This is a genomic window from Pseudoalteromonas rubra, from assembly GCF_005887115.1.
GTDB lineage: Bacteria > Pseudomonadota > Gammaproteobacteria > Enterobacterales > Alteromonadaceae > Pseudoalteromonas > Pseudoalteromonas rubra_F.
Map to the genome: position 1 here is coordinate 57,236 of NZ_PNCJ01000020.1, position 11,706 is coordinate 68,941.

Here is an 11,706-nt window from a genome sequence, read left to right on the forward strand (position 1 = left end):
TCAGATTGACTGCCCAGCTCTCAGTTCAAAGGGCAGGCGTATTTGCTGCTTTTCTTTGCGGATAAACAAACTTGCCGCCTGTTCGCCCTTATTTTCGCTGTTTTGATGTATGGTGGTAATGGCAGGTTGAAACAGCTCTGCTTCATCTATGCCATCAAAGCCTACGATCTTGAGCTCCCGTGGGATCTGGATCCCCTGAGCGAGCGCTTCACGGGCGGCGGCCAGCGCAATTAGATCACTCATACAAAGCAACACATTGGGCCTTGGCCGAATGGCTAACGCTTCTTTAGCGGCGATCCGCGCAAAACGCTCGCTGCTTTCCGGAATGTTCCAGATCCGGTCTTCAGGGAGTGTCACCTGGCATGCATCGAGCGCCTGTCGATATCCTGCCAAACGTTGGTGTGCGATTGAGGTATTGAGCTCAGGCAAGTGATGGTCATAAACCCGGCAGATAAGCTCAGTATCGAGTAGCCTCAGCCCCAGGATTGCCGCATCAGCCTGCTCAGACGGCGCATCGAACTGCATTAGTGCCGCTTTGGCTACTTCCCGGGCTGCACCTTGGTTGTCGATATTAACACTGGCCTGATCTTGCAGCTCAAAATCGACGGTCACCACCTGCTTGGTTACCGTTGCCAGCTGTTCAATTAATTTGGGGTTACGCGGACGACCATAACAAATAAAGCCATCGACAAAATCGACTATGTTGTTAACGCTGTCGGTATTGCCTGAAAACAACAACAAATTGATCCCCTGTGGTTCAAGCACTTTGGCAACACCGCGCATAAAGCTGCTCGCCACGGGGTCAGATACCATGTATTCAACGCTATCTGGTAAAACCAGGGCAACAATGTTAAACGTGCCCTTTCTTAACGAGCGCGCCGCTTTATTTGGACCAAAATAACCCAACGCCTTGCAGGCCGCCAGAATCTCCTCGCGCTTTTTGCTTGAGAGCTGATCGGGGCGGTTAAAGGCATTGGATACCGTAGCATTCGACACGCCAAGGTGGGCAGCAATGCTTTTAAGAGTCCATTTTTTTTCTGTCATGGTTCGCTATACAATCTGATTAATAGGGTTACGCACCCGGATGGTCCGCATCGCAGGCTTCACTCATTTGCACGGTGGACAATTTGATCCGAGGGCCTCTGAGCAACCTCATCAGTCCTGCTACAAGCATGACTAAAGACATAAGTGCGAAAGGCATTACCAGCACATTAAAATGATACACCTTAATACAGTGAAAACAGCTCAATTGCGCACGGTCGAGTGCAAAAACCACCACTGCACACAAGACCCCGAGCACGATTAGCAGCTTAGTGAGTTTCATCGTGCCTCCTGATACCCGTTTACCTGCCATGCTTAGGCAATCTCTCCCGTATACCCGCACTCAGCGCATCCATGCATACCTTGACTGCCATTGGGGTATGTTTGGAAAAGGGAGTGAGTAAATACACTGAATTTTCGGGCAAACTGGCGTGTGGCATTAGCCTCATTAAATCCGACAAATCATTATTCAAATAAAAATCCGGCACTAAGCCTATCCCAGCCCCAGCCCGAATGAGAGAAACGGTACTATGAAATGCGTTTGTGATGCAACTAACCTGAGGAGTTAGTTGTATTTTTTCACCGCTTTGGCTGATTAACTGGTGCGTTACCTGTGCCCCTTCCCAGGCATTTGCAATGTAGGGAGCCTGTGTCAGTTCCTCGTTTAAAAAACGTGGATGTCCGCATAATACATCGCAGAACGTGCCCAGCCGCTGCTGCCTGAGCGTGCTGTCTTTCGAGGCACCAATGCGAATAGCAATATCGATGTTATGGGCCATCAAGTCCAGATGCTTATCATCACAGGTCAGTTTAACAACCACCTTAGGGTAGCACTGCATTAACTCTGACATGGCTGGTGCCAGCAAGGTATCAACCAGCGCATGCGGCGCGGTAATATGAACCTGGCCCTCTGGCTCCCCCTGCTGTGCTTGCACATCATCCCAGGCATCGGTTGCAATCTGGTTGAGTGCCTTACATGCCTCATAAAAGCGCTTTCCGGGCTCAGTCAGAGACTGTCGACGGGTTGTTCGTTTAACCAGGACCACACCGAGTTCTTGCTCCAGCGTTTTTAAATGCTGACTGACCACAGACTTTGACACACCCAGCCTGTCTGCTGCCGCAGAGATAGAACCCGCTTCAACGACATGGGCAAACAGCGACATTTTACCAAGTTGGTGCATTATTATTGTAAGCTTGAATTAAACAGTGTTTTTTATTATCTCTGTTTTTCACGTCAATTAATACCATTAAGCTTGCCTTACTGAAAACACCACAAGTGGAGTCATTACATGACACAACAACAAGAGCTGGATTTATGTAAAGCGGGCATTGCCGCGTGGCAGAACGCCTTTAATAACCAGGATGCACGTGGCTGCGCCGCACAATATGCCACACCCTGTATTATGCATGCGCGGCCCATTGGCGAGTTTGACGGGAGGGAAAACATTGAGGCATTCTGGCAGGGCATCATAGATCAGGGTTTCTGTGATGTTGCTTATACCGATGTGGTCTGGGAAAAACATCCTGAAGTTGGCTACCTGCTCAGTGCCAACTGGACGATGAACAAAGCGTTTGGCAAAATCCACGCTGAACACTGGGTGGTTGAGCAAGACGGCAAGGCCCGTCTGCAAAGTGATGATTTTGAGATCCTGGGTGAGCGTTGAGCCACCCAGGAAACCGCTCAAAGCTAAGCAAGCTCAGCTTGTGCTGCTTCTTTTGGGTTAGGACCGTATTCGTTGTCACCCGGCTTACTGTCCATTACATTAAACACAAGCAGCACCAGAGGGCCGACTAAGGGCACAAATGTTACCAGCAACCACCAACCACTGTGGCCAATGTCGTGCAAACGGCGTACACCGACAGCAATACTTGGAAGGATAACGGCAAGTGCATACAAGCCACTTACAAGACCAACACCCGCTTCCTCAGAGTACAATCCCAGCATCATATCAATCAAACCCAGCACAATCATGAAGATGAGATTGCATAGCATAAACAGCCAATACTCTTTGCGTCTAGCTCGACCCTTGAATTCCGTATAGTTTTTTAAAACAGATAGATAAATATCGAACACCGGCTTTTCTCCTTGTTAATTTTCCATACCACAATGGCATGGCCTCAGCACTGTTAAACCACGCCGTTTAACAGAATAGACAAAATCTTTGTATTACAAAGTCAGCCTCGCGTGATGTAAAAAGCACACCATTCTCTATTGAGCCGCTACGCTATTGCTTTCAAGTACCTGTTGTAATTTATTAACCATTTCCTCGAACGCCGCTTTTTTCTCGGGAAACAGCGTCATACCTTGCTGGAACAAATCTAATGCAGCCCGATATTCTCCCATTTCGGTATAACACTGGCCTTTGTAATACAAGGCTGTGGCGCCAGGTGATATCGCCAGAGAATGGTCAAATGCGTTGATGGCATCCTGAAATTGACCGTGGTCCATCAAAATAAATGCGATGTTGTCAATCGCTTCAATGAACATTGGAAAGATGTCTAAAGCTTCATGGTAAAGATCCAACGCCTGAGAAAATTGTTTTTGCTCACTCAGCGCATAGGCCTCACGATATTTTGCATTGGCAGATGCAATAAGTTCATCCACTTTTTGGCCAGTAACGTCAGCGTATTTGTTAAAATCATTATGTTTCAAATAATCCACATATCCTGCTCGCTCAAGCTCGGTCACTTCCTGATTACCCAGCCGACGCCATCCCTCAGACAAGATAGCCTGAGACAAAGGCGCATGGCGCAGTTGAATGGTGAGATTTTTAATATCTTGTAGCGTCGGTTTACTTTCTGACGGGGTATACATAACGGCATGGTAAGTCGGCTCTGCCTGTACATCGCTATCAATACTGACCAGTTTAAGGGCTTGCCACTGCTTTTCTTGCTTTATATACACATCACCCACAGTACTGCGCGCCAGGGTCTCACCACTTTTCAGTAGTAATACAGCAGCAAAAACAGACCCCAACATTTTAAAAATCTGACTCATTTTATTCCTTATTTAACATATTTACTTCTTCTGGTAGCTCGACAGGTGCGTAAGAAAACAACAATAAAGAACACAGTGTAAACCCAATCGGGACAAGTAACAAATACAACGCATCAAACGCAGACATACGCGCAATAAAAACACGGCGCTCCCATAACATAAGGTACACCGCGTTTTTTCAAGCTTAGAGCGCCATTATTTAAGCGCTGTAACTTATTGGGTTAAATTAGCGAACATACACATATGAAGTCTGTTGGCTTACGTAAGTCACAATGTTTGTAGATTTATAGATCTTGGAGAAACCATAAATATTCTGATAGTTTAGCATTGAATAATCAGAACCTGAGCCTGAACAACCTGAGTTTTCATGCCAAAACAACCGATAGCTCCTCTCTCCCGTCTCGCCCGGAATTAAGCCCAAGGTATCCTGAAGAGGCACACAGTTTGCATTTTTGAGCACAGAGATATCAGCAATCGCATAGGCACCATTGAAGGTGGGCATTGTCATCATCAGCTCGCTATAAGTATCTTTGATATATTGCCAATGTGCATCTGGCAGGTGGTAATTGTCATCCAGAGAGGTAATGTTCTGCGCTTCGACCATAAAACCAGTTAAGTCGTTTGGCCAGCCATCATAGTTTTTGTTAGGTGCAAACCTGATGCTGACTAAAGTCCAGCCACCACCTTGGTATTCCATGTCACAGTAAGTCGTGAACTCGCTCAAACCACCTCTGCCATCCACATCTAATGTATAATAGCCAGATTGCGCACTTGGATCTGCGTTTAGAATAGCTTGGCAACTTTGTGGCTCTGGTGCTTCAGGCTCACGAACATTAAGGTTAGCGCGAACAGTCATCGTATCACTGCCCAGGGTTGTAATGTCCTGCGCAAACAAGTGACCATTCAATTCAAGTACATTAACAACTTCAGTGGTATGCGTTACCTCAGTATCTTTAGATTGTTCCTCATGAAGAAAAATATCATGCTCACCTACTGGAGTAATCTGATCAGTGGCTTTCACCTGATTGAGCTTGTATGAAATCCCTGAATCGAGCCGACCTTCACTATTTGGCGTATAGATAGCAAGATAAGCCACTTTTTCATTTACTTCAGAACCTGTACTGCTTTCCTGATACTGAACTTGAGCGTTAAAACCCAGTCGTGTAACGTGACTCGCTCTGGCCGTATAGGGTTCAACGCCATTGCGCGTTTGACCGGTCAAAAAGACATACGGAACCTGTGGCATTGTCTCTGAAAAAGACAACATTTGACTACTGCCATTGAGTTCCACCACTCCAACCTCCCAGATAGAGCCATCCGACTGAACGTGTCGCCCATAATCCAAGACAAAGGTTGACACAGTTTCACTCAGGTGCACGCCATCCAGATAAGGCCACTCAGAGAATGCGACATGTACGGTGCCATCATTATTATCAACGACAGAAACGGTACCTGCAGTGGAATCATTAAAACTCGCAACACCTGCAAATATTGCTTGCTGCGTCGCTTTTGTAACAGAGGCGCCCTGCTCTGTTACTTGGTTAAACTGTAGGTCCTGCGCATTAACAGAACATGCTGAAGCCAGCAACAGAGATATTAAAGTTTTTCTAGTCATTACTCTTCCATTATTATAATTGGGTATTTAATTTCCTAATAATTATTGAATTAATAATACAACAAAAGCGATTATTAAGCCTATGACAGAATTGAAATAGTGATAATTGAAATATAAAAGTGTGATCTAAGTCTATTATGGTTGCAGAACCTGTACTTTAGCCTGATTAAAAAATGTTAGATTAAATGCCAGTATACAAAAAACGCGGTGACCCAAGGGTACACCGCGTTTTCTCAAAGAATAAAGCCGACTATTTAAGCGCCTGCTCAACAATCGGGTAATGATCCCAGACTTGTTTATCGGCAAGTGAGCGAACCAGCTTCACATACTCAGCATGCGTCCACGCCAGTGGTGTTGCGGAGTTGGTGCCCTCGCCCAGTGTATACCCAAACGGGTTCACACCCACGCCATCCCACACCTGCTCAGGCAACATCAGGCCTTCGTTAGCAAAGTGTTCCATGCCTTTGATGTAAGTGTATTTGATACGCTTAACCGCATTGTCATCCAGCGCATTAGCCTGGCTGGCCACTGCAATTTCGTAATGACCGCGCTCACCGGTAAAGAAAGGCCATACCCGACCACGCTGACCGGCCGTGTTCTGACCCTGCTCAGCATAGTTGGTCCCGCGTACCTCATCTTCTCCGTAGCCGTCGTTGCCATAGCGGCGGTAGCCCGGATAACTATTAGGATCACCGGCAAAGTTAAAGCTGTATTTAACTCGCAGGTTCTCCGGCAGGTTTTCATCTTCATACTCTGGCAAGGTATTGGTAATGCTGCTGGCATCTGCGGCTCTGACGCCATAGCGCACAAGCTCCAGGAACCCGCCATCAATGATCTGCTTTTTATCCATACCCGCACGGCCGTTGTTATCGCTCAGCTTAGTATCGGTATTCGGGTTAGCATCTTTGCCAATGCGGAAGAAATATTTACCATCACTTTGCTTAGAAGGCAGATTCCCCGCAGTGGTGAACATGGTCGATTCCACTTCACTGTCGTAGCGCTTGGCTGTTGCCATATAACGCTCACTGCCGGCTTTATCTCCGGCCAGTTTCGCAATGTCACTGGCAGCGACCAGGCCCGCGATAATGGCAGCGGTTGTCGATGGTGAATAACCGTCCTGCTCTTCCCAACGCTCCTGCTGTGTCGCCGGTGGTGTGATCTGAGTGTCGTTCCAGAGGATTTTTGCCAACCCGCCGTCGACCAGGAACTCAGCCGCTGGCTGGAGCATACGCTTGTACCAGTAGGCAAGCTTCTCATCGCTCAGTACGCCAGCCTGCCACAGTTTCCACGCCAGCATAATCGGCATAGCAGTCTGATCCAGTTGCACACCTACCCACTCCAGTTCACCGTCAACATGGGTTTTTTGTAAGAACCAGCCGGTGTCGCCGTGGTTGCCAGGCGTCTTGTCTGTGACCTGTACTTTTTCCAGATATTCAAATGCGGTCAGTGCGGTTTGCGGATCGCCCATGGCCAAAAATGCCATCGCTACCTGATAAAAGTCGCGCACCCAGACCGCTTTATAACCGGTGTGGCCTTGCTCAGCCGCCACGGTGTCACCCCAGGGGTTAGACAAAGAAGCAATCAGGGCCCCTGCGTGGGTTTTATCTTCCTGCGCCTTTAACACCAAAGCACTGGTGTAAAGTAGTTTGCCCTGATCGGCTGTGTAAGCGCTGAGCTTTTGCATCGGTTCAAGACTGTTCAGATAGTCGCGCCAGCCAATAGCTTCTCCTTCACCACCGTAGTGGGCCAGCACCTGCTGATAACCACGCGCCAGTGACTGAGCACCTTCCCGAAAACTCGCGCTTTGCGATGTGCCAAAACTCAATGCCAGGTCGAATGTTGTCTGCTGGTCAACGTCACCCAGCTCCGCCAGCCAATTAACGTTACCGCTTTGTGTGCCTGTGCTGGTGTAGCGCTGTGCCATTGACTGGCTTGCTTTAAGTTCAGCCAGACCATCGCTCTGACCGGTAAAGCCCACGCTCGCTTGCTTAAAGCCTGTGCTGCTTTGCAGTGTCAGGTAATTGTCTCCTTCCCAGGCAACCAGGCCCTGCTCGGTGACTTTCGCAAAATCGTTCAGGCCATTGTTATTCACATACGGGTTCACGTTAACGAACAGCTTCACACCATCAAGCTCTGTGTGTACCTTCGCCCGGACGAACAGCGTTTGCCCGTCAGGATCAGTAAATATATGCTTCTCAAGCGTAAAACGGCCTTGCTTATCTTTGCTTGTCACTTTGTATGCCAAAGACAGCGGACGACCTTGCGCATCTTTATCGAGGTAATCGATGCTGACGTCCAGCGCATCTTGTTCCGTTACCGTAAAATCCGGGCCGGTAACAATAAACTGCATGTCTTTAATCTGCGCCTGATGAATAAGACCAAACATAGTTTCTGTGATCATGCCCTTGGCGATGGAAAACCACACTTTTGATACGGTTTGCGTACTTGCTTGATCAGAATACTGGCCCTGCTTGTAAGCTTCGTAGGAAGTACCAATGCCGGTTTTACCTGAATACGCCCAGTATGGCTTGTCACCCGGTGCGCCTGGTGCTGTAGTCTGCTGTTTATCGGCGTAATTTGCACTGCCACAGCCCACAAGTCCGGCAGCAACTAGTGCCAGAGTTAAACTAGATAGTTTTTTCATAAAGTCTCCTTGGGTGGTGTTATTCTTGTTCGATTTTCACCCGCATCACAGCAATCGCTGCGAGCAGGAACGACACACCACCAACCACTAATGCAAAAATCGGTTGATTATCAAATAGGTTTCTCAGGATCAGGCCAAGCACACTGGCGGCCATCAGCTGCGGGATCACGATGAAGAAGTTAAAGATCCCCATAAAGACGCCCATTTTGTGGGCTGGCAACGAATTACTCAGCATGGCGTAAGGCAGCGACAGGATTGACGCCCACGCAAAGCCAATACCAATCATCGGCAGCCAAAGCAGGCTCGGATCGGCTATCATTTTAAAGCTCAATAATGCGCCTGCGCCCAGCAGTAAGTTAAGGCAGTGTGCGCCACGCATGCCCAGGCGATTCACCATCACAGGGATACACACAGCAGCCAGTGCGGCAAAACCGTTGTAGGCGGCAAACAACACACCCACCCAGTCGGCCCCATCGTTATAGGCTTTGCTGGTTACGTCGTTGGTACCATAGTGAAAACTGGTGACCGCAGAGGTGGTATAGATCCACATAGCAAACAAGGCAAACCAGCTAAAGAATTGCACCACGGCAAGCTGGCGCATGGTGCCTGGCATAGTAAAGACATCGTAGATAACGTTATAAAAGCCACCAGAGGTGCTGCCGCGCTGCTGCAGGTAGCCAGCAATTAACAGGACCAGCGTAAAGGATAAGAACAGCCCGCTCAGCAAATACAGCTCTTTTTCCAGCTGCAGCCCAATCACCGCAGCCAAAATCCCCCCACCAATCACGCCAGAAATAAGTGCTGCGCGTGCATAGTTGATCACCTGATAGCTTTGACTGGTTTGCGTTTCTACTGCTTCCCCGGCAAACTCCGCCAGCTGCTGTGGCGTGTACTCTTTGGTTTTTAGGATGGTCCAGCCCACCGCCAAAAACAGCACCACACCACCGAAATAGAAAGCATACTTAACAGACTCTGGGATCTGACCTGCCTCAGCAGTATTGCTGATCCCAAACCAATTGGTCATCATCCAGGGCAAGGCCGATGCTACCACGGCACCTACGCCAATAAAGAAGCTTTGCATCGCATAGCCATTGGCGCGCTGCTTTTCGTTGAGATTGTCACCCACCAGTGCGCGAAATGGCTCCATGGTCACGTTGATTGACGCATCCATGATCCACAGCATACCCGCCGCTATCCAGAGCGTCGGAGAGTTCGGCATAAAGAATAACGACAAGGTGGTCAGAATGGCACCATACAAAAAGAAAGGTCGTCTGCGGCCCAGCTTGCCCCAGGTGCGGTCACTCCAGTAACCAATAATTGGCTGCACAATCAAGCCCGTTAATGGGGCGGCAACCCAGAGAATGGGAATATCATCGACTTTGGCGCCCAGCGTCTGAAAGATCCGGCTGACATTACCGTTTTGCAGTGCAAAGCCAAACTGGATCCCCAGAAAGCCAAAGCACATGTTCCAGATCTGCCAGAAACTGAGTTGAGGTTTTTGTTTTTGCATATTAATTCTCTAGTTCAAAGACCGCACTGGCGAGTGGAGCCAGGGTGACTGTCAGCTGATTATTGTTAAGCGCAACCCGCCCATGTTGCTCCAGCCTGTCAATCGCATTGCCCTGCCAACCAGCTGGCAAAGTGACAAAGACAGTTTGAGGGGTGTCTGCATCAAAGTTACTGACCACAACCAGTCGTTGTGATTCACTCTGACGGGCAAACCCAATGACTTTGGTTGCGCTTTGACCGCTGCGCGTTGTGACTGGTGTTGAGACTAACTCGCCCTGCGCTATCGCACTGAATGAAGCCATGTTCATCAGTTTTTGATAATAAGCACGCAACGCCTTTTGCGCTTCGCTCAGCAAGGCACCATCAAACTTGCCCTGGTTCATCCAGGCCTGATGGGCCGGTACCCCGATGTAATCGAAGATGCTGGTGCGGCTGGGCTTGCCGAACCCGGCCATTTCTGAGCCGTCTTCACCCACGCTCTGCGCAAAATACAACAAGGTTGGTGACTGACTGATCAAATGACTCACCACCATGGCGGGTTTGCCTTTATTGGCATCACCCGCAAACTCGGGACTGGCAATACGTTGCTCATCGTGGTTTTCTAAAAAGTGCAACATGTGCGGTGCAATATCCTGAACACTGGCATGCACATCCAGCACTTGCTGCGCCGTGCCTTTGCCCTGCATCAGGGCTTTGAGTGAGTCGTATAAGCCCACTTTGTCGTACAGGTAGTCCATCTTGCCCTGCTCTATGTATGCACGGTAAAGCGTTGGGTTATACACCTCGGCAAGCAAGAAGGCGTCGGGTTTTTTCATCTTGATAGATGCGTTGAGAAAGCTCCAGAACTCAACGGGCACCATCTCGGCCATATCATAACGGAAGCCATCTACGCCCTTGTCCAGCCAGTAATAGGTGATATCGCGGAACTTATACCAGCTGTCTGGCAGTTTTTTATCCTGCCAGAATGCGTAGTGGGCACGGTAATCAAGCTGGGCATACTGCGCCGGCAAGGTAGCAAAATCGTAGCTGCCATCGGGCTTAACGCCATAGTTCACTTTGACGGTTTCATACCAGTCATGAATATGGGGCTGGGCCGCGCGTGCGCCGTTGCCGGTCCATTTAGCCGGGCTTTCAGTGAACTGGCCATCGGCAAGCGGGTGTGGCTCGCCGCCAAGTACCTGATAGTCTTGCGAGCTTGGCACGCTAAACTCTTCGCCGGTCACATAATAAAAGTTATTATCACGGGCATAGGTCACTGAGGTATCGTCGTTCGCGCCGAAGTCGCTGACACCTTTTGGTGCGCTGAGCGATTGATAATTTCGCGCAACGTGGTTGGGCACTATATCAATCACCACTTTCATGCCCGCTTCATGGGTGCGGGCGATCAGGGCTTCAAATTCAGCCAATCTGTTGGCCGGGTTAACGGCCAGGTCCGGATTGACGTTGTAATAGTCTTTTACCGCATAGGGTGAACCCGCACGGCCTTTAACCACATCCGGATCATCCAGGGCTATCCCATACTCAGTGTAATCCCCCACCAAGGCATGATGCAAAACCCCGGTATACCAGACGTGGCTCACGCCCATGGCTTTGATTTCAGATAGAGCTTTGGGGGTAAAATCAGCAAACTTGCCCACGCCATTTTGCGCTTTTGTGCCCCAGGGAATATTGTTGCTATTGGTGTTGCCGAACAGGCGAGTAAAAACCTGATAAACAACGGGCTTTGCATCGCCGGGCTGCGCTGCCAGGCTCTGAGTGTCGGTGACTATTGTCTTATTGTCGTTAATACTGTTACAGGCACTCAGTACCACAGAGCCGGTGATCAACCCAAGGGCAATTACCAGCGGTTTCATTGTCATCATAATGTTGTCATTTTTAGTATTTTTAATGAGTCTACTG

The 11,706-nt window shown here is 48.9% G+C and carries 10 protein-coding genes; 1 reads left to right on the forward strand and 9 read right to left on the reverse strand.

Annotated elements, in window-relative coordinates:
• Genes CWB98_RS15310 through CWB98_RS15320 form a run of 3 tightly spaced genes read right to left on the reverse strand, consistent with a single transcriptional unit; the run spans window position 1 to window position 2,222 of the window.
• The gene (locus CWB98_RS15310) at window positions 1-1,044 is read right to left on the reverse strand and encodes a LacI family DNA-binding transcriptional regulator (RefSeq protein ID WP_138545649.1); all 1,044 of its coding nucleotides are present in this window, start codon (window positions 1,042-1,044) and stop codon (window positions 1-3) included.
• 28 nt (window positions 1,045-1,072) lie between these two features.
• Entirely contained in the window at window positions 1,073-1,324 is a 252-nt protein-coding gene (locus tag CWB98_RS15315) for a hypothetical protein (RefSeq protein ID WP_138545650.1), read from the reverse strand.
• A gap of 19 nt (window positions 1,325-1,343) precedes the next feature.
• A complete protein-coding gene (locus tag CWB98_RS15320; protein ID WP_138545651.1) occupies window positions 1,344-2,222 on the reverse strand; it encodes a LysR family transcriptional regulator in 879 nt (292 codons plus the stop codon).
• Window positions 2,223-2,330: 108 nt separating this feature from the next.
• Between CWB98_RS15320 and CWB98_RS15325 the strand changes: the two genes are divergently transcribed.
• On the forward strand, window positions 2,331-2,705 hold the full coding sequence (locus CWB98_RS15325) for an isochorismatase (RefSeq protein ID WP_138545652.1): 375 nt from the start codon (window positions 2,331-2,333) through the stop codon (window positions 2,703-2,705).
• A 23-nt stretch (window positions 2,706-2,728) separates the two neighbouring features.
• On the opposite strand, the gene CWB98_RS15330 is transcribed toward CWB98_RS15325, so the two are convergent.
• The 6 genes from CWB98_RS15330 to CWB98_RS15355 form a co-directional block, all read right to left on the reverse strand.
• A complete protein-coding gene (locus CWB98_RS15330; protein WP_138545653.1) occupies window positions 2,729-3,115 on the reverse strand; it encodes a DUF805 domain-containing protein in 387 nt (128 codons plus the stop codon).
• Between the two features lie 135 nt (window positions 3,116-3,250).
• A complete protein-coding gene (locus CWB98_RS15335) occupies window positions 3,251-4,039 on the reverse strand; it encodes a tetratricopeptide repeat protein (protein WP_138545654.1) in 789 nt (262 codons plus the stop codon).
• 226 nt (window positions 4,040-4,265) lie between these two features.
• Window positions 4,266-5,654: a fibrinogen-like YCDxxxxGGGW domain-containing protein gene (locus CWB98_RS15340; RefSeq protein WP_138545655.1), complete on the reverse strand. Its 1,389-nt coding sequence runs from the start codon at window positions 5,652-5,654 to the stop codon at window positions 4,266-4,268.
• Window positions 5,655-5,904: 250 nt separating this feature from the next.
• Window positions 5,905-8,298, reverse strand: coding sequence for a glycoside hydrolase family 15 protein (locus tag CWB98_RS15345; protein WP_138545656.1), 2,394 nt, complete (start codon window positions 8,296-8,298; stop codon window positions 5,905-5,907).
• 19 nt (window positions 8,299-8,317) lie between these two features.
• On the reverse strand, window positions 8,318-9,808 hold the full coding sequence (locus CWB98_RS15350; RefSeq protein WP_171045668.1) for an MFS transporter: 1,491 nt from the start codon (window positions 9,806-9,808) through the stop codon (window positions 8,318-8,320).
• Window position 9,809: 1 nt separating this feature from the next.
• The gene (locus tag CWB98_RS15355) at window positions 9,810-11,660 is read right to left on the reverse strand and encodes an alpha-amylase family protein (protein ID WP_432765892.1); all 1,851 of its coding nucleotides are present in this window, start codon (window positions 11,658-11,660) and stop codon (window positions 9,810-9,812) included.
• Window positions 11,661-11,706 lie beyond the last annotated feature (46 nt).

Excerpts from the sequence above, each read along its gene's own strand:
- CWB98_RS15335 (WP_138545654.1), bottom strand. The coding sequence starts at position 4,039 with ATGAGTCAGATTTTTAAAATGTTGGGGTCTGTTTTTGCTGCTGTATTA.
- CWB98_RS15315 (WP_138545650.1), bottom strand. The coding sequence starts at position 1,324 with ATGAAACTCACTAAGCTGCTAATCGTGCTCGGGGTCTTGTGTGCAGTG.
- CWB98_RS15310 (WP_138545649.1), bottom strand. The coding sequence starts at position 1,044 with ATGACAGAAAAAAAATGGACTCTTAAAAGCATTGCTGCCCACCTTGGC.
- CWB98_RS15340 (WP_138545655.1), bottom strand. The coding sequence starts at position 5,654 with ATGACTAGAAAAACTTTAATATCTCTGTTGCTGGCTTCAGCATGTTCT.
- CWB98_RS15325 (WP_138545652.1), top strand. The coding sequence starts at position 2,331 with ATGACACAACAACAAGAGCTGGATTTATGTAAAGCGGGCATTGCCGCG.
- CWB98_RS15320 (WP_138545651.1), bottom strand. The coding sequence starts at position 2,222 with ATGCACCAACTTGGTAAAATGTCGCTGTTTGCCCATGTCGTTGAAGCG.
- CWB98_RS15355 (WP_432765892.1), bottom strand. The coding sequence starts at position 11,660 with ATGAAACCGCTGGTAATTGCCCTTGGGTTGATCACCGGCTCTGTGGTA.
- CWB98_RS15345 (WP_138545656.1), bottom strand. The coding sequence starts at position 8,298 with ATGAAAAAACTATCTAGTTTAACTCTGGCACTAGTTGCTGCCGGACTT.
- CWB98_RS15350 (WP_171045668.1), bottom strand. The coding sequence starts at position 9,808 with ATGCAAAAACAAAAACCTCAACTCAGTTTCTGGCAGATCTGGAACATG.